We start from the raw sequence: 17,692 nt of genomic DNA, 5'->3' as shown, positions 1-17,692 counted from the left end.
CTCGATGGCGATACGCGTCGCACAGATCGGCACCGGCAACGTCGGCAATCACGCGCTCACCCAACTGATCATCAACCCGCAGTTCGAGCTGACCGGCGTCTGGGTGTCCTCGGCGGCCAAGGCCGGTAAGGACGCCGCGGAACTCGCCGGCCTCACAGAGCTTTCCGGGCCGACCGGCATCACGGCCTCCGACAACCTCGACGAGGTGCTGGCCGCGAAGCCGGACTGTGTCGTCTACACCGCGATGGCCGACAACCGGTTGCCCGAGGCGCTCGAGGACTACCGCCGCATCCTGGCCGCCGGCATCAACATGGTCGGCAGCGGACCGGTGTTCCTGCAGTACCCGTGGCAGGTGCTGCCCGAGGAACTGATCGCCCCGATCGAGGAGGCCACCCGTACCGGCGGCTCCAGCGTCTTCGTCGGGGGCATCGACCCCGGCTTCGCCAATGACCTGCTGCCCCTAGCGCTGGCCGGGACCTGCCAACGCATCGAGCAGATCCGCTGCATGGAGATCATCGACTACGCCACCTACGACAGCCCGACGGTGATGTTCGACGTCATGGGGTTCGGCAAGCCGCTCGACGAGCTGCCGATGCTGCTGCAGCCCGGCGTGCTGAGCCTGGCCTGGGGGTCGGTGGTCCGCCAGCTCGCCGCCGGGCTGGGCATCGACCTCGACGAGGTGACCGAGACCTACGTGCGCGAGCCCGCCCCCGACGGCTTCGACATCGCATCCGGCCCCATCGCGAAAGGCACCGCGGCCGCACTGCGTTTCGAGGTGCGCGGAATGCGCGACGGCAAAGTCGCGGTGGTGCTCGAACACGTGACGCGGCTGCGCGAGGACCTCTGCCCGGACTGGCCCCAGCCCGCACAACCCGGCGGCTCCTACCGCGTCGAGATCACCGGCGAACCGACCTACGCCCTGGATCTGTGCCAGAGCAGTCCCCACGGCGATCACAACCGCGCGGGTCTCGTCGCGACGGCCGCGCGGATCGTCAACGCCATCCCCGCCGTCGTCGCCGCCGAACCCGGAATACGGACAACTCTCGATCTACCGCTCATTACTGGCAAAGGGCTAGTAGGCTCCTGAGCGTAAGCTGCACGCCGACTCAAGGACGGTCTCATGCGTTCCGCTCTGCGCCTCTTCCTCCCGCTTGTCGCAGCTGCGGGCGCCGCCGCAGCAATCGCGGCAGCCCCTGCCGCCGTCGCCCAACCCAGCGGCGAGCACGACGGCAAGTGCCTCAACGTGGCCCCCAACGCTCTGGGCCAGGGCCAGAAATGCCCGCCGTGGCAGACCCAATTCGCCACGCAGCCCAAGGACATTCACAACCAGAGCACCTTCCTGTACCCGTGGGGCGACTCGTACTACGGTCCCGCCACCGTCGTCGACTGGGGCTAGAACACCGTGCGTAAACTGATCGGCCTCGCGCCGCTCGCCGTCGCCGCGGGCGTCGGCGCGGCGGTCCTCATGGCGCCCGCCGCGGCAGCCCAGCCGAACTGCGTCACCACGGGTCAGACCGCCTTCGGCGGGTCCACCACGCAGTGCAGCAGCCCGGGTAACACTCAGATCGTCACCTCGCCGGGACAGACCAACTACCTGTACCCGTGGAACGACTACTACTACGGACCGGCACTGGTCATGGGTTGGTAGATCGTCGCCACAGACCCGGCCGTACCAGGAGGTCACCGATGAAGATCGGATCATCCCCGGCCACAACAGTTTCCACTCTCGTACTCGTCGGCGCGGCCGCCCTGACGGCCCCCGTCGCCGCGGCCGCGCCCGAGTGCGTGAACACCGGTCCGCGCACGACCCAGTGCGAGACGGGCGGCAGCACCCAGATCGTCACGACACCGCCGGAGAACAACTACGGTTGGCCGTACGGCGGCTGGGGTTACGGCGGCCTCGTCATCGGCTTCGACATCTGAGTCCGTGCGTGCGTTCCGGCGCACCACGTGCACATCGGCAGAAGGTTTCGGCTAACCTAACTTTTCTATTCGCTGCTCCGCAGGAAGGAAAAGGGTGCTGCCGCAGATCGACCGCCGCACGACCAGACCGACGTGGCTGCTGTTGGGCCCGGCGTTCGTCGCCGCGATCGCCTACGTCGATCCGGGCAACGTCGCGGCCAACGTCAGCGCCGGGGCCCAGTTCGGGTTCCTGCTCGTCTGGGTCATCGTGCTGGCCAACGTCATGGCCGGGCTGGTGCAGTACCTGTCGGCGAAGCTGGGTCTGGTCACCGGCCGCTCGCTCCCCGAGGCCGTCGCAGGCCGCACCCGCACGCCGACACGCATCGCCTACTGGTTGCAGGCCGAATTGGTCGCCATGGCAACCGATTTGGCCGAGGTGGTGGGCGGCGCGATCGCGCTGTACCTGTTGTTCGACCTGCCGCTGCTGGTCGGCGGTCTGATCACCGGCGCGGTGTCACTGGCCCTGCTTGCCGTGCAGAACCGCCGCGGCCAGCGGCACTTCGAGCGGGTGATCAGCGGTCTACTGCTGATCATCGCGATCGGCTTCCTCACGAGCGTGTTCGTCGAACCGCCCCCCGCCGCCGAGGTGGCGGGAGGCCTCATCCCCCTCTTCGACGGCGCCGAGAGCGTGCTGCTCGCCACGGCGATGCTGGGTGCGACGGTGATGCCGCACGCGGTCTACCTCCACTCCGGCCTCGCCCGGGATCGCCACGGCCACCCCGAGCCGGGGCCCCAGCGGCGCAAGCTCCTCAAGGTCACCCGCATCGACGTCGGCCTGGCGATGTTGATCGCCGGGGCGGTCAACATGTCGATGCTGCTGGTTGCCGCCACCAACCTGCAGGGCATGGACGACACCGACACCCTGGAAGGTGCCCACGCCGCGGTGCAGCAGACACTCGGCCCGGCCGTCGCCCTGTGCTTCGCGATCGGCCTACTGGCATCCGGTCTGGCGTCGACGTCGGTGGGCGCGTACGCCGGCGCGATGATCATGGGCGGCCTGCTGCGGCGGACCTATCCCCTGCTGGTGCGCCGCCTCGTCACGCTGGTCCCCGCGCTGGCGATCCTCGCGCTCGGTGTCGATCCCACCCGGGCGCTGGTGCTGTCCCAGGTCGTGCTGTCCTTCGGCATCCCGTTCGCACTCATACCACTCATCCGGTTGACCGCGGACCCGGCCGTGATGGGCGCCGACGTCAATCACCGCGTCACCACCGCGCTGGGCTGGATCGTCGCGGGTTTGATTAGTCTTCTGAATGTGGTGCTCATCTATCTGACCGTGACAGGCTGAATGCTGCGAGCTGGTCGACACGCCTACTTCGCGTACGGGTCCAACCTGTGCGTGCGGCAGATGGCGCAGCGCTGCCCCGACGCCGTCGACCCGCGCCCGGCGACGCTCGCCGACCACGACTGGCTGATCAACGAACGCGGCGTGGCCACCGTCGAACCGGTCGACGGCGCGCAGGTGCATGGCGTGCTCTGGCAGGTGTCCGACCACGACCTCGCGACGCTCGACAGCGCCGAAGGCGTTCCGGTGCGCTACCGCCGAGACCGGCTGACCGTGCAGACCGACGACGGTCCGGCGCCGGCGTGGGTGTACATCGACCACCGTGTCGAACCGGGCCCACCGCGGCCGGGCTACCTGGAACGCATCATCGACGGCGCCCTGCACCACGGACTGCCGCACCGGTGGATCGAGTTCCTCCGACGCTGGGACCCGATGCACTGGCCGCACCGCCCGCACCACACCGAAACCGAAGGCCCGCAGTCTCTTTCGGAGCTACTCGCCGACCCCGCGGTGCAGGAACACAGCGTGCTGCGGTCGCGGTTCGGGTTCCTGGCCATCCACGGCGGCGGGCTCGAGCAGATGACCGACGTCATCGCCGAACGCGCCGCCGAGGCCGCCGGCGCCTCGGTGTACGTGGTGCGCCACCCCGAGCAGTACCCGCACCATCTGCCGTCGGCGCGCTATCTGGCCGACGAGTCGGCGCGGCTCGCACGATTCCTCGACCACGTCGACGTCGCCGTCTCGCTGCACGGATACGGGCGCATCGGCCGCAGCACCGAACTGCTGGCGGGCGGTCGCAACCGGGCACTGGCCGTCCACCTCGCCGACCACGTCGACATCCCCGGCTACCGGATGGTCACCGACCTGGACGACATCCCGCCCGAGCTGCGGGGCCTGCATCCAGACAACCCGGTCAACCGGGTGGCGGGTGGCGGCGCCCAGCTCGAACTGACCTCCCGGGTGCGCGGCCTCAGCCCGCGCAGCCCGCTGCCCAGTGATGACGGGCTATCCCCCGCCACGTCCGCGCTCGTGCAGGGCCTGGTGGCGGCGGCCAGGTCGTGGTGACCTATCTCGCGGCCGGCTGAACCGGTAGCTCGTCCAGGTCGAGGACCGGTGTCGGGCGGCGGAAGCCGCGCGTGACGGCGAGCAGCCACACGAACCCGGCGGCGAGCCAGATCAGCCCGATCGTCAGCGACTCCCCCGACAGGCTGGTCCACAGCCAGACCGTCAGCGCGAAGCCGATCAACGGCAGCACGAGGTTGTTGACGACGTTCTTCTCGCCGGAATCGACGAAGTAGTGCTTGATCACCGTCAGGTTGACCGCCGAGAACGCCACCAGCGCACCGAAACTCACCACCGAGGCGAGGATCGCCAGATCGATCACCAGTGCCAGCAGCGAAACCACCGAGATCACCAGGATCGCCCACGTCGGCGTGCCGAACTTGACCGAGACGTGCCCGAACACCTTGCGGGGCAGCACTCCGTCGCGGCCCATCGCGTAGAGGATGCGGGCCACCGACGCCTGCGAGGTGAGTGCCGAACCCGACGCGCCGGCGACGTATGCGGCGGTGAAGAAGGCTCCTAGGAACGCCCCCCCGGCGGCCTCCATCACGTCCAGCGAGCCCGAGTCGACATCGGTGAATGCATTCGACGGGAACACCAACTGCGATGCGTAGGACAGGATGACGAACAACACGCCGCAGATGACCGTGGCAAGCATGATGGCCCTGGGCACGTCCCGCCGGGCGTCCTTGGCCTCCTCGGCCAGCGTCGACACCGCGTCGAATCCGAGGAACGACAGACACAGGATCGCCGCACCCGCCAGCACGGGCCCCAGCCCGTCCGCGGTGCCGTCCCCGCGGAACGGGGCCATGAGGTCGACGGTGCCCGAACCCGAGACGGCGGCCACCGCCATCACGAGGAACACCGCGATGAAGATCGCCTGGATCACGATGATCAGGAGGTTGGCCCGCGCCACCGACACGATGCCGACGATGTTGAGGACCGTGATGATCGCGATGGTCACGACGACGATCACCCACTGCGGGATCGCCGGGACGGCGGCGTTCAGGTAGAGCCCGATGACCAGGTAGTTCAGCATCGGCAGGAACAGGTAGTCCAGCAGCAGCGACCAGCCGGCGAGGAAGCCGACGGGCGCGCCGAATGTCCGCTGGGTGTAGGCGTACGCCGAGCCGGCGACGGGGTACGCGGCGGCCATCCGGGCGTACGACCGCGCGGTGAAGATCATCGCGGCCAGCGTCACCACGTAGGAGAGCGGCACGCGGCCACCGGATTCGACGGTGACGATGCCGTAGGTGGTGAACACCGTCAACGGCACCATGTACACCAGACCGAACAGCACCAGGGACGGCACGCCGAGGACCCGGCGCAGGTGTCCCTCACCCGCCCCGACCGACGGGTTCAAGGGTGTGGTCGAGGACATCAGGACTCCCTTCAGCGGGCGGACGGCCCTACGAGCTTGCCCCCCAGACAGGTTCCGCGCACCTCGATCGCGGGAATCTCCAGCGCGGGCGTGTCGCGCGGGTCGGCGCCGAGCCACACCATGTCGGCGGCAGCGCCCGGAGTGAGTCGGCCCCAACGCTGTTCGGCGAAGGCCTGATACGCCACACCCGAGGTGTAGGCGCGCATCGCCCGTTCGACCGGCACGATCTCCTCCGGCGTCCAGCCACCGGCAGGGGTGCCGTCGACGGTGCGCCGGGACGCGGCCACGGCGATCCCGTCCAGCGGGGCGCCCGAGGACACCGGCCAGTCCGACCCGAATCCCAGCACGCCGGCCTCGTCGAGGGTCCGCATGCGGTACTGCCGGTCGGCGCGGTCACGGCCGAGCCGAGGCACGGTCAGCACCGTCATCAGCGGGTCGAGCTGCGCCCAGAGCGGTTGCATGTTCGCGATCACGCCCAGGCGGGCGAAGCGGTCGATGTCGGCGTCGTCGACGAGCTGGACGTGGGCGATGACGGGGCGGCGGTCGCGCGGACCGTTGACGGTGATCGCGTGTTCGATGGCGTCGAGGGCCTGTCGGACGGCCGCGTCGCCGATCGCGTGGATGTGGATCTGGAAGCCCAGGTCGTCGACGCGGCGCACGGATTCGGCCAGCGAATCGCCCTCCCAGACCTGCATGCCGTGGTTGTGCAGGCCGGAGCAGTACGGCTCGATCAGCGCACCGGTCTCGTTCTCCACCACGCCGTCGGCGAAGAACTTCACCGTCTGCGCGGTCAACATCGGGGCGGCCAGGTCCTCGACCCGGCGGCGCGCGTCGACGAACTGCGGCAGTTGGGAGTCGAAGTGCCGCGGGTCGGCGTAAAGCGCGAGGTTGAAGCGGATGCGCAGTGCGTCGCGGCGCGCGGCGGCCAGGTAGGTGTCGACGTCGCCGGGTTCGACCCAGGCGTCCTGCACCCAGGTGACCCCGCGGGCGAGGTAGTAGTCGGCGGCGGTGCCCAGCGCGGCCACCCGGACGTCCTCGTCGCGCTCGGGCATCACGGCGGTGACGAGGTCGACCGCACCCCATTCGCGCAGGGTACCGAGCACCGACCCGTCCTCGCGGCGCGGAATCTCCCCGAGCACCGGATCGGGGGTGTCGGCGGTGATGCCCGCACGCTGCAGCGCCACCGAGTTGCACCACACGGTGTGGTAATCCCAGGCCCGCAGCACCACCGGGCGGTCCGGCACCGCCGCGTCGAGCCAGCGGGCGTCGAACAGCCCACCCTCGGCGAGGCTGCCGTCATAGGAGGCTCCGACGATCCACTCCGCCTCGGGATGGCGCGCGGCGTAGCCCCGCACCGCCTCGACGATCTCGTCCACCGAACCGCAGCCGCGCACCGGCGGGCCGACCTCCTCCAGGCCGCCGAGCAGCGGGTGGGCGTGACCGTCGCCGAAAGACGGCATCAGGAAACCGCCCTCGAGGTCGACCTCCTCGTCGGCCGTCCGGGCGGTGGCGTCGTCCCCCACCGCGGCCACGGCGCCGTCGACCACCAGCAGCGCCCCGGCGACGGGCTGCGACGCGCCGGTCCAGACTGTCCCGTTCCGGAATACGGTCGCCACCACGGCAGGGAACTATATCCATCCATCCGGGGATCGGCTCCGAATGACGAGTGTGGAACCGAAATCGACGCCCGCGCTGTACCGGACCCGCGTCACCCACCTGCGCCGGGCACCCGTGCACCACTACTTCGAGCTGAACAGCTACAGCTGGTACGTCGACCTCGACGAATTGCCGCGGCTGCCGCTCGGACTGCGATCGTTCGCCCGTTTCGACGCCCGCGACCACTTCGACGGCGTCGTCGGCGACACGCTGCGAGCACGCGTCGACACCGTCCTGGCCCAACGGGGCATCGACCTCGGCGGCGGGCGCGTCACGGCGCTGCTGCAGCCGCGCGTGCTCGGCTACGCGTTCAACCCGTTGAGCCTCTACTGGTGTCACGACGCCAACGGTGTCCTGCGCCACGTCCTCGCCGAGGTGCACAACACCCGCGGAGAGTGGCATGCGTACGTCATCCCGCCGGATGGGCCGAACCCGGCGATGGTGCGCAAACGGTTCTGCGCCTCGCCGTTCAGCGGGATGGACGGGTACTACCTGGTGCGCGCTCCGCGGCCCGACGGCGAGCTCGACGTGACGATCTCCCTGCACCGCGAGAACCAGCCGGCGATCGTCGGCACGCTGCGGGGCAGCCGCCGGCCGGCCACGGTCGCCCAGGTACTGCGGCTGCAGATGACCAAACCGATCGCCCCGCAGATGACCGCGCTGAGCCTGCGGGTGCAGGGGCTGATCCTGCGGGCGCGCCGGGTCCCCGTCGTGCGTCCGGCGGTCCCGGAAGCACCGAGGATCCGGACCGCGAGCGTGGCGCATTCAGGAGCAAAGGCGTGACGGCGCGCGGAACCGGTTATCGCACAGTCTGTTCGGGTCTGCGGGTCCGGGGACGGCCATACCGATGACCGCCCTGGCAGGGCCGGTTAGGCTACCGTTCGTGACCACTGACCTCGACGTACTGTTACGGCAGGTGGCCCAGCGGGACGTCGACGCGTTCGCGGCCCTCTACGACCGGACCCGGGCCCGGGTGTACGGGATGGTCACCAGGGTGCTGCGGGATCCGGGCTACAGCGAAGAGACCACCCAGGACATCTACCTGCAGGTGTGGCGGTCGGCAGCCACCTACGACCCCAAGGCCGGGTCGCCGATGGCGTGGCTGCTGACCTTGGCGCACCGCCGCGCCGTCGACCGGGTGCGGTCCGAGGAGGCCGCCTCGCAGCGTGAGTCCCGGTACGGCGCCGCGAGCGTCGACCCGCCCGTGGATCACGTCGCCGACTCGGTGATCCTGCTCGACGAGCGGCGCCGGGTCGTCGACTGCATGGCGTCGCTGTCCGATCTGCAGCGCGAAGCCATCCAGCTGGCGTATTACGAGGGCCTGACGTACGTCCAGGTATCCGAGCGTCTGTCGGCGAATCTGGCCACAATCAAATCGCGGATGCGCGACGGCATCCGCGGCCTCAAGAACTGTCTGGGCATCTCATGACCGAGCCGAACAACACCGATCTCCTCGACTTCGCGACACCGTATGCACTGCATGCGGTGTCCACCGACGAGCGCGTCGAGATCGAGCGGCGGCTGAGCGCCGCGCCGCCCGAGGTGGCGGACGCGTTCCTGGACGCCGTGCGCGCGGTGCAGGAGACGATGGCGGCGCTGTCGGCGGGTACGGCCGTGGAGCCGCCCGCTCACCTGCGGGACAGCGTGCTCGCGATGGTCGCCGACGATCCGGTGCGTGACCTGGACAGCGTCCGCCGCCGTCCGGCCCGCGAGCCGCGCTGGCGCACGGCACTGCTGGCGGCCGCGGCCGTCGCCGTGGTCGGTCTGGGTGCGCTCGGCGTGGGGCTGGCGCTGCGGCCGGCGGTCTCCCCGACGACGGCCGATCAGGTGTTCGCCGCACCCGACGTGCAGACCGTGTCCGGGGCCATCCCGGGCGGGGGAACCGCGACCGTGGTGTTCTCCAAGGAGCGCGACGCCGGCGTGCTGGTGATGAACGACGTCGCGCCGCCGAAGCCGGGCACCGTCTACCAGATGTGGCTGGTCGGATCGGACGGACCGCACTCGGCGGGCACGATGGACGACAAGGCGATCTCCCCGTCGACCACCGCGGTGCTGTCCGACATCGGGACGTCGCAGACGCTGGCGTTCACCGTCGAACCACCCGGCGGCTCCCAGCGGCCGACGTCGCCGGCGTTCGCCGAGTTACCCCTGACGTAGGCCTAGAGGCCGGCCAGCGTCGCGTCGGCGGCCGCGTCGAGGACGTCGGCGATCTCCCCGCGACGCCGCCACGCCGCGCGTTGACGCATCGCGCCGTTGCCCTCCTCGTCGAGCCGCGCGAGTTCCTCGCGGACCAGGTCGTCGTCGCCGACGGCGCGCAGCGCCGGGGTGATGCGGTCGACGAGGCCGGCGAGCAGCTCACGCGCGGGCATCGGAGCGTGCGATTCGGCGAGGTCGATCGCCATCCCGTCCAGTCCGTCGCGGGCCGACCGCCAGTAGGCGGCGTCGAGCGCGTGAGCTGAGATGCGGGGTACGCCCGCGCCGTCACGCTCGTCGGCCAGGAGCGTCATGACGGTGGCGCGCACGATGGCGGCGAACAGCACGGTGTCGGCGACCGTGGCGGGGACGTCGGCGACGCGCACCTCGATCGTCGGGAACGTGGCCGACGGGCGCACGTCCCAGTAGACCTGGCCCTCGTCGAGCATGGCACCGGACTGCAGCAGCATCCGCACCATCGCATCGAACTCGTCGGCGGAGTCGAAGTGCGGCGGCGGGCCCGCGCTGGGCCAGCGCGCCCACAGCATCCGCCGCCAGCTGGCATAGCCGCTGTCGGCGCTGCGGTAGATCGCGGAGTTGGCGGTCAGGGCGAGCAGCACCGGCAGCCACGGACGCAGCCGGTTGCTCACCCGGATCGCGACCTCCCGGGTGGGGACCGCGACGTGCACGTGCGCACCGCAGATCCCCTGTTCGCGCGCCAGCATCCCGAACCGGTCGGCGATGCGGTGGTAGCGCGGGTTGTCGGTGACGGGGAACTCGTGCGGCACGGTCGGGGGCACGGCGACGGCGAGCAGCCGCGCCCCGCTCTCCTCCGCGGCGCGCGCGACGGTGGCCCGCAGACGGGTCAGCTGCGCACGGACGTCGGCCATGCTGCTCGACACCCCGGTCGCCGTCTCCACCTGGCACGACGTCAACTCGAGCTGCAGGTCGACACCGCGGTCACCCGCGCGCCGCGCGACGTCGCGGTTGAGCGCGACCGGGGCGCCGGAATCGGGGTCGACGAGCAGGAACTCCTCCTCGACCCCGACGGTGGGATGGGCGGCCATGGTGTCGCGTGGACCCTTCTCGAGACATTGATCCGGCCCGTCGGGCGTACTCACGACGGGCCGGATCTGGGTGTGGCTTTTCGGTTGTCTCCGCAGCGGCGCGAAGCGTGCGGATCATTAGTAACCACCGGCTCTCCCGATCAAACATCGAATTTCTCCACCGCGCATAGGATTCGGTGATGAGCAGGGATTTTCGCTTCGGTATCGGACTGCACTCGGCGTCGTCGCTGGTGGCGGTGCAGGACGCGGCGCGACGTGCCGAGGACCGCGGCTTCGACGTCCTGCACGTCCCGGACCATCTCGGCGCCCCCGCACCGTTCCCGGTGCTCACCGCCGCGGCCGCAGCGACGACCACGCTGCACGTCGGGACCTTCGTGCTCAACGCGGGCTTCTACCGGCCCGCCCTGCTCGCCCGAGACGTCGCCGCGCTGCGCGACCTGTCCGGCGACCGGCTCGAACTCGGTCTGGGCGCCGGGTACGTGCGCAGGGAGTTCGAGGCCGCCGAACTGCCGTTCCCGACGGCGCGCCAGCGCGTCGACCATCTCGAGCACACCACCACCTACCTCGCCGAACACGTACCCGGGGTGACGGTGCTGATCGCCGGCAACGGCGATCGCCTGTTGACCGTGGCCGCCCGCCACGCCGACATCATCGGGCTCACGGGAGGTGACCGCGCGGCCGAGGGGGACGACGACCCGCTGGCCGAGCGGATCGCGTTCGTCCGCGCGGCGGCCGGTGAGCGGTTCGACGCGCTGGAACTCAACATCGCGATCACGGCGATGCCGCTCGACGCCTCGGGACGCCCGGACCTGACGATCCCGCGCCGCTTCCTGCCCGGACTCTCCGACGATCAGCTGCTGCGGCACCCGGGCGTGCTGGCCGGATCGCCGCAGGACATGGCCGACCGGCTGCGCGAGTACCGCGATCGGTACGGCGTCTCCTACATCATCGTGCAGGCGCCGCACGAGGAGGCGTTCGCGAAGGTGATCGAGCAGCTGAGGTGAGGCGGGGCGGTAAGCTCCACGCGTCGCCCCCGTAGCTCAGGGGATAGAGCACGGCTCTCCTAAAGCCGGTGTCGCAGGTTCGAATCCTGCCGGGGGCACAACGCGTTTTTGCAGTTCAGCGCATGTTTCCAGGCGGTTGTCCTACTGCTCGTCGCTCCCCTCTGGTCGGTGCTTGGTCGGTGCCTCGCTGGCATCGGATGGTGCCGGCTGACCGGCTTTGTCACGCGCCACGGCCTCCAGCAGGCGTCGCGCATTCTCGGGTGACCTCAGGAGGTAGCCGGTCTCACCCGACGGCTCACCGCTGTCCCCCGGCTCCGCTGCACCGTAGATGTCCTCATGGAGCCCGTCGTCGACCGGCGTGCTGTTTAGAATTTCAGCGGCCTCGTTCGACGGAATCCAGCGGCGCTTCTGATCCATCTGCCCATCGTCCTCCCGGTTGTCTCCTTGCTGAACCCGTCGAGCGGCAGCATCGAGCCGCTGCGCAACGTCGTCGAGGTCAGAAGGGAACAGGCCGGCGTAGTGGTTCAGGGTCGTTGCAGCGGACTCGTGGCCAAGCAATCGGGCCACAGCCACAACGGAGGCACCCGCTTGGATTGCCAGGGAGGCGGCCGTATCGCGCAAGTTGTGCGGGGTGATGTCGAGGGCCAGGGCGTCGACAGCGTTGTCGAAGACGTCACGCCGGAAGTTTCGGTTGCGAAGCGGTGTCTTACTTGCGGAGGGAAATACGAGACCATCAGATTTCTGGGATGCCGACAACATAGCGAGTTCGGCCGACACGACCCCTGGGACGGGAACCGTGCGCGCTTGGTGGTCCTTCACCGGCGACATCTCACCGCGGGGCGCCTCCTCCGAGTAAGCACGGGAGATGCGCAACACCTTGTTCCCAAGGTCGACGTCGCTCCACCGCAGCGCGGCCAACTCACCCCACCGCAGCCCGCAGTATCCGGCGACGAGCACCAGTACGCGGTCGCGCAACTCGTCGAGGTGATCGGCCAGCCGCCATAGTTCGTCGTGAGTCAACGGACGCGGGTCGTTGCCCTGGACCTTCGGGAGCCGGATACCGGCGGCAGGATTGCGGTGGATGGCACCGTCGCGCACCGCGTGGTCGAACACTCTCCGCAGGACGCCGAGCGAGTGACGGGCAGTCGCCGCGGATTGCTTGCGTGAGATGTCGGCCGCCCAAGCCTGTACCTCCGACGGACGCACCGACACCAGAGGTCGTCTGCCGAAGGTGCCAGCGATTTGCTTCGTCACTACACCGCGGATCTTCCGCTCCGTCGCCGCCGCCCTCGCCGGTTGCGCAGCCAACCAGATTTCGCACCATTCGCGGACCGGCTTCTCCCCCGCCTTCGGATCGGCCCACGCTCCGGTCTTCAACGTGTCGACCTGCTTGCGTTCCCATTCCTGCGCGTCCCGCTTGCGGGAGAACGTCCGAGAGGCGACGTAGCGGCCGCGGTAGTAGACCCGAGCCCGATACACGCGGGAACCGTTCGGGCCAGTCCTCGCCTCGATCACTCGCTACCCCTCCAAGCGCGACTCACGCCGCCCGTCGAGCCAGTCGTAGACCTCGACTGGATCCCAGCGCAGGGCTGCACCGATCCGGATCGCGGGTGGCCCCTCGCCCCTGAGCCGCCAGGCCCTGATACATCCAACAGACACCTTCAACAGACTTGCCACCTGATCGATCTTCAGCAGCTCGTCGTTCGAATTGCTCTGCGCACCGGGGCGGCTTTTCACGTCGTCTCGCATCACGTCTTCCTCACGTCAGAGGCTCACGCGCCGGCCGAGGCCGGCTTGTGTCCGAGCTGTCTCTATGGCTACTGCTTATGTCACCGCGCACTTCGCCGTCCCGAGACACGCTGTCCATCAACGCGCCACACAGGAGGTCGAGCGGATTCGCAGCGAGAACCGCGGTCGACTCGATGTGCCCGCGAATCAAATGCTCAGGCACGAACGGGCTACGAAACCGAACTTCCCTACCGGCAATGGAACTGACACCGACTCCCGTTGGTGCACCGATGGGACTCACCGAAGTTTCCGTCGAGAACTCGCCAAGTACTGCTGCTGCCGCTTCTCGCGTCCGAACAGAGAAGCACACGCGTAGGCCGCAGTTGTCACGCGTGCTGGTCGGAATGCTGTCCGCAGTTGGACGCTGTGTGCTCAGAATGACGACGATTCCGGCCGATCTTCCACGCTTCACAAGGTCTCGCACTATCGAGTCAATCTCCGCACCAACAGCTTTCGCCTCCTTCGTTGAGAACGACTTCGGGTCGAGATACGTCTGGCACTCGTCGACTACGACCACGACGGCCGGATGCAAACGAGATGGGCAAGCCGACCAGAGGTTCGGATGCCCGTATAGGTCGCGCGAGTACCTCAGACGTTCCCGCATCAGCGTCTGCACGCCTTGTAGTGCGTCCCTTACTACCTCCACCTCGCCCGCAGCGTCACCGCTGATGTACCGATAAGCGCGCGGCGACAATGCTTCCAGGTCGTAGCCTTGCTTACCGTCGATCAGCAGCCACTGAACGTCGTCGCGATGAGCCAGCGAAGCCATTGCAAACGCCAGCCACGCACTCTTACCGCCACCGAGCACACCTCCGACGACGAGTCCACTCACGTTGCGAAAAGAGCCGCGTACAGGTGCTCCGTACTCGTCGACGCCCAGGGGAAACTCCCAGCCTTCCGCCCTCAGCGGTGATTGCAGAACAATCGCCGCGGCGAGTGGATCGCGCACACGGAGTGCAAGTTCGAATACTCCCGCCCTCGGCTCTGTGACAGTCACTTCCGGCACTCGCAGCGCGGACTTTAGCTGTCCCGAATGTCTTTGCCAGCCCTCCAAGCTCTGTCCGGGAGCACCCAGCACCGCCACAGCCACGCCATAGGGCGCACACCTCACTGCGGTGATTTTGGGGATGTATCGAACTGTCTTCCGCTCCCCGCGGCCGAGGCCCACTGCACGTTTTACCGGCGGTCGACGTAGGTCCGCGTCAACCGAGAGGTCAAGAATTTCTGCGATGTCCGCCCACTTGCGGCGACTTGTCAGCACCGACATTGCGAACCGCAGCTCAGGTCCATACTTCGACCAGCGGCGGCGACGTTGCACGCGGAAGATCCCGCAACCCGTTGCAGCGGACAGTGCCACAGCGGACACGATCCAGACCAACAGCGTTCCATACCCCGACATCGACACAGCCCAGAACATGAATGCTGCTGCTGCGCAGCACATCGCGATTCGAGCCACACTCACCATTCCACCCCCGCCCGCGGAATCCGCCTTGGCGCCGACGCACCAGGGTGTCCGCTCCACCATCTGGAAGCCACCTCGCTGAGGCCCGCGCTATCGGGAGCCGGCCAAGACCAATCGACCGGCTCAGTCGACGGCCAGGTTTTTGGGTCAAGTACATCGAATCCAAGGATTGCGCGGCGAACTTCGTCCATCGCCCGTTGTCGATGACCTGCGGGGTATTGAAGTCCCAACCTCTCAGCGGGCGGTGCGTTCAAGTACGACGCATACTGGCAGATCGCTGAATCGGCGTGCACACAGGTATCAACCCAGGTGTTGCATACGCGGCACAGTAGTCCGCGAACCAATCCCAAGAAGTGATCGTGGTCGACCACGTGGCCATACCGCTGTCCACAGGATTGGCACATCGGCCCAAACTCGTCGGTCAGGGCCTGATAAAGCCGCTGACGGGAAGAGTTCTTGAAAGGGCTCGGGCGGTCACCTGGCTCGACAGATGGAGGCGCAAAGCAAGGCTTCTTGCTGAGTTCAACGATGACCGTTCGGACTTCATCCGATGAGCGGTAAATCGAACGTACGCCGGGTATCTCGACCCGCTCGACGCCACGTCGACACACCAGTGTCCGAATCACCATTGGCTGGCGATGCGCCGGGAAGAAAGCTAAAGGATCGTTCATCTCAGGAACCGGCCCATCCGTCGGTCACGATGCACATAGGCCCCCACACCACGCCGTCTTTTCCTATTGCCACTACTGATGGGCCGGTATTCATGGGGTTCAAGTACTTCAGCCCGAGATCCGGCATGGGGTGGCAGTCGAATCCAGGACGATCAACCACCTTTGACGCCGTGGGGCCGGCCCGGAACGCTTCTGCTTGGATGTCTCGCGACGACATGTCAGCCGGACTCGGCACTGACGGTGATTCACCGTGCATCACGAGAGCGAGGGCCAGAACGACAACAAGACACATCATCGATGTCGCGCTGAGCAGCAGTACCAGCCATCGGCGCATCAGTGCTGGACCACGAAGCCAGGCCACGAATGCCCGACCACGCCCGAGAGTGGACAGGCGGAACGGATCTGATTTTCGAATTTGGTTCCTTTTGAACATCATTCACCGCCGCCGCGGCGTGTGCCACTGCTCGCCCCTCGCAGGATGTCGTTCACGGAACCGACAGGTTTGAGCGTTTGGATGTAGACCGTCACGGCCAGCACACCTCGCGGCCCGCGATCGCCCCATCCCGGCCGCGCATCGGCGCGAATCGACAGGGTGCAGCGGCCCTCTGCTTGGAACAGGACGCCCGCTGGCACTGATTCCATCGGCGTGGTGGTCCGTACCTCTGCGCCGTCCAGTCCACGCCCACCGACGCTCACTGCGAGCCCCGTTACCTTATAGAGCTGCGCGTCGTCGACCAATACGGGTTCGTCCGTGGCGGCTCCGTCCTTATACACACTCTGCGCTCGGGCGCCCCCGCCCGTACCGAACGCTAAGACCTGCGTCGGGTCTAGGACGAGTTCATCGAGTCGATTCAGATCAGCCATGAGAGAGTTCCTTTGCAACTTCGGGGACGCCACCTGCGCTCCTCAGAGTCAAGATTGATTGCTGGAACGCCATCAGTCGCCATTCGTCACCAAATCGAGAAAACCGCAGGTCAGACCAACCGGCACACACGACGCGGGGACTATTGGGCGCAAAATCACAGGACATCGCCCGGTTTAGCGCCATCCCGCGCCACAGGTATTTGTCAGTCGCGGGCCCTACCCTTGGTGAATGCTCGTCGAATCACCGGCTCCGGGCGTCGCCGCCGAGTGGCACCATGCCCTCAACGTTGCCGCTGCGAAGCTAGCGGTTGCGGCGGGCATCGCCCCGGCTGAGGTGCGTCGGGTGAGCGGCCTGCATCGAGTGGAGATCCGCAAAACACGCAAGCAGATACTGCGGCAGACCGACGCACTTGCACGTGCGGCAGTTCTTACATCCGAAGACATTGCAGAAGCCTTGATAAGCGGCGTGGACGTGGCTCAGCGGATCGAGACGGGACAAAACGCAGACGAACTTGGCGCGCAGTATCTCGCCATCTGTGGACGAGCACGTCACTACGAGCGACTGCACACCTACTTCGACCAAACCGAAGCGTTCTCACGCGAGTACACCGCGGTCGCAAACGAGTTCTACCGTTGCCAGAAAAAGATCGAAGACCTCCAGCAGGAATATGATCTGATCGGCAATCAGTTGGCCGAATTGGCAAGCAGGGCAATTAATTCAATGTCTTGGCCCGCACGTAGGGCCTGTCAAGACCAGACCGACGATCTGGTGAGACGCCGCGATACCTTACGCTCAGTTTTCGCCAGAACATGCCAGGAAACCGGCCAAGTCATGGAACAGTTTCGACTCCATCACGCCAAACGCGTGTACTACCACTCGCGCGATATCCCTGAATTTCGCGACGAGGCTCTAGTTTTCGTCCCATCCTCCACCCTGCGCAAGATGCTTGTATGCCCGTTCGAGGAAGTGAAGCAAGGCCCCGCTCTCCGCGAAAAGGCCCTGCGCCTGATGCGTGAATGGAACAGCTACTGCGAAGAATTCGCTACCACTAAGCGCACGATTTTTCTTGAGCACAAAGCGGACGAGTTCCAAGATCATACGATGCGGACACTCTTCGTCCGGCCGAGCGGTGACACTAGGGCAACGCCGTGACGAGCAGGCCGTCATGACGCCGGCGCCGGCCGACAACTGGATCGTTCACCCGAGCCGATCGCGGAAGGAAACGCAGGAGCAGAGCACGTTGCCGTCGGACGTGGCGGTCGCGCGCGAAGCGTCCAAGGACACCGCCCACAGCTGGCG

General features: G+C 67.5%; 18 protein-coding genes, 1 tRNA gene and 2 pseudogenes. 12 read left to right on the top strand and 9 right to left on the bottom strand.

The annotated features are described in order from the left end of the window. The first annotated feature begins 4 nt into the window (after positions 1 to 4). From AU196_RS23675 to AU196_RS23650, 6 genes are all read left to right on the top strand, one after another. A complete protein-coding gene (locus AU196_RS23675; RefSeq protein WP_059097517.1) occupies positions 5 to 1,087 on the top strand; it encodes an NAD(P)H-dependent amine dehydrogenase family protein in 1,083 nt (360 codons plus the stop codon). Between the two features lie 156 nt (positions 1,088 to 1,243). After that, the gene (locus AU196_RS26220; protein ID WP_231737693.1) at positions 1,244 to 1,396 is read left to right on the top strand and encodes a hypothetical protein; all 153 of its coding nucleotides are present in this window, start codon (positions 1,244 to 1,246) and stop codon (positions 1,394 to 1,396) included. Positions 1,397 to 1,402: 6 nt separating this feature from the next. Further along, positions 1,403 to 1,648: a hypothetical protein gene (locus AU196_RS23665; RefSeq protein ID WP_059097515.1), complete on the top strand. Its 246-nt coding sequence runs from the start codon at positions 1,403 to 1,405 to the stop codon at positions 1,646 to 1,648. A gap of 38 nt (positions 1,649 to 1,686) precedes the next feature. After that, on the top strand, positions 1,687 to 1,923 hold the full coding sequence (locus AU196_RS23660; protein ID WP_059097514.1) for a hypothetical protein: 237 nt from the start codon (positions 1,687 to 1,689) through the stop codon (positions 1,921 to 1,923). Positions 1,924 to 2,017: 94 nt separating this feature from the next. Then, positions 2,018 to 3,247, top strand: coding sequence for an Nramp family divalent metal transporter (locus tag AU196_RS23655; protein WP_059097513.1), 1,230 nt, complete (start codon positions 2,018 to 2,020; stop codon positions 3,245 to 3,247). Next, positions 3,248 to 4,309 (top strand): poly-gamma-glutamate hydrolase family protein, encoded by a 1,062-nt coding sequence (locus AU196_RS23650; protein WP_059097512.1) that lies wholly within the window; start codon positions 3,248 to 3,250, stop codon positions 4,307 to 4,309. A 1-nt stretch (position 4,310) separates the two neighbouring features. Here the strand turns inward: AU196_RS23650 and AU196_RS23645 are convergent, their stop codons facing one another. Together AU196_RS23645 and AU196_RS23640 are read right to left on the bottom strand one after the other, a co-directional pair. After that, positions 4,311 to 5,687, bottom strand: a complete 1,377-nt coding sequence (locus AU196_RS23645) for an APC family permease (RefSeq protein WP_059097511.1) — start codon at positions 5,685 to 5,687, stop codon at positions 4,311 to 4,313. Between the two features lie 11 nt (positions 5,688 to 5,698). Further along, complete coding sequence (locus AU196_RS23640) at positions 5,699 to 7,306, bottom strand: amidohydrolase (protein WP_059097510.1); 1,608 nt, start codon at positions 7,304 to 7,306, stop codon at positions 5,699 to 5,701. Positions 7,307 to 7,346: 40 nt separating this feature from the next. Here AU196_RS23640 and AU196_RS23635 point away from each other — a divergent pair, with 40 nt between their 5' ends. From AU196_RS23635 to AU196_RS23625, 3 genes are all read left to right on the top strand, one after another. Then, positions 7,347 to 8,126, top strand: a complete 780-nt coding sequence (locus AU196_RS23635; protein ID WP_059097509.1) for a DUF1365 domain-containing protein — start codon at positions 7,347 to 7,349, stop codon at positions 8,124 to 8,126. Between the two features lie 64 nt (positions 8,127 to 8,190). Beyond that, positions 8,191 to 8,772: a sigma-70 family RNA polymerase sigma factor gene (locus tag AU196_RS23630; protein ID WP_059097508.1), complete on the top strand. Its 582-nt coding sequence runs from the start codon at positions 8,191 to 8,193 to the stop codon at positions 8,770 to 8,772. Then, on the top strand, positions 8,769 to 9,500 hold the full coding sequence (locus tag AU196_RS23625; RefSeq protein WP_059097507.1) for an anti-sigma factor: 732 nt from the start codon (positions 8,769 to 8,771) through the stop codon (positions 9,498 to 9,500). Before AU196_RS23630 ends, AU196_RS23625 begins: the two co-directional genes overlap by 4 nt. A gap of 2 nt (positions 9,501 to 9,502) precedes the next feature. On the opposite strand, the gene AU196_RS23620 is transcribed toward AU196_RS23625, so the two are convergent. Then, positions 9,503 to 10,603 (bottom strand): glutamate--cysteine ligase 2, encoded by a 1,101-nt coding sequence (locus AU196_RS23620; RefSeq protein WP_059097506.1) that lies wholly within the window; start codon positions 10,601 to 10,603, stop codon positions 9,503 to 9,505. Between the two features lie 179 nt (positions 10,604 to 10,782). Between AU196_RS23620 and AU196_RS23615 the strand changes: the two genes are divergently transcribed. Together AU196_RS23615 and AU196_RS23610 are read left to right on the top strand one after the other, a co-directional pair. Continuing rightward, positions 10,783 to 11,607 (top strand): LLM class F420-dependent oxidoreductase, encoded by an 825-nt coding sequence (locus AU196_RS23615; protein ID WP_059097505.1) that lies wholly within the window; start codon positions 10,783 to 10,785, stop codon positions 11,605 to 11,607. Between the two features lie 25 nt (positions 11,608 to 11,632). After that, positions 11,633 to 11,705 (top strand) — tRNA-Arg (locus tag AU196_RS23610). 43 nt (positions 11,706 to 11,748) lie between these two features. Here AU196_RS23610 and AU196_RS26215 read toward each other — a convergent pair. The 6 genes and pseudogenes from AU196_RS26215 to AU196_RS25355 all read right to left on the bottom strand — a co-directional run. Continuing rightward, positions 11,749 to 11,892 (bottom strand): annotated as a pseudogene (locus AU196_RS26215) (tyrosine-type recombinase/integrase); the annotation flags it as partial. 240 nt (positions 11,893 to 12,132) lie between these two features. Continuing rightward, a pseudogene (locus tag AU196_RS26450) lies at positions 12,133 to 13,086 on the bottom strand (tyrosine-type recombinase/integrase); the annotation flags it as partial. Between the two features lie 39 nt (positions 13,087 to 13,125). Further along, complete coding sequence (locus AU196_RS23600) at positions 13,126 to 13,356, bottom strand: helix-turn-helix transcriptional regulator (RefSeq protein WP_082695852.1); 231 nt, start codon at positions 13,354 to 13,356, stop codon at positions 13,126 to 13,128. A 10-nt stretch (positions 13,357 to 13,366) separates the two neighbouring features. Then, positions 13,367 to 14,851 carry an ATP-binding protein gene (locus AU196_RS25705; RefSeq protein WP_157546620.1) on the bottom strand — a complete coding sequence of 495 codons (1,485 nt, stop codon included), beginning with the start codon at positions 14,849 to 14,851 and terminating at the stop codon, positions 13,367 to 13,369. 2 nt (positions 14,852 to 14,853) lie between these two features. Further along, positions 14,854 to 15,486, bottom strand: coding sequence for an endonuclease domain-containing protein (locus tag AU196_RS26410; protein ID WP_353647257.1), 633 nt, complete (start codon positions 15,484 to 15,486; stop codon positions 14,854 to 14,856). A 474-nt stretch (positions 15,487 to 15,960) separates the two neighbouring features. Continuing rightward, positions 15,961 to 16,392: a hypothetical protein gene (locus AU196_RS25355; protein ID WP_082695851.1), complete on the bottom strand. Its 432-nt coding sequence runs from the start codon at positions 16,390 to 16,392 to the stop codon at positions 15,961 to 15,963. Between the two features lie 229 nt (positions 16,393 to 16,621). Here AU196_RS25355 and AU196_RS23595 point away from each other — a divergent pair, with 229 nt between their 5' ends. Beyond that, the gene (locus tag AU196_RS23595) at positions 16,622 to 17,545 is read left to right on the top strand and encodes a hypothetical protein (RefSeq protein WP_059097502.1); all 924 of its coding nucleotides are present in this window, start codon (positions 16,622 to 16,624) and stop codon (positions 17,543 to 17,545) included. Positions 17,546 to 17,692 lie beyond the last annotated feature (147 nt).

The organism is Mycobacterium sp. IS-1742, assembly GCF_001500125.1.
Classification (GTDB): Bacteria; Actinomycetota; Actinomycetes; order Mycobacteriales; family Mycobacteriaceae; genus Mycobacterium.
This window is presented reverse-complemented; position numbering and strand designations above follow the sequence as displayed.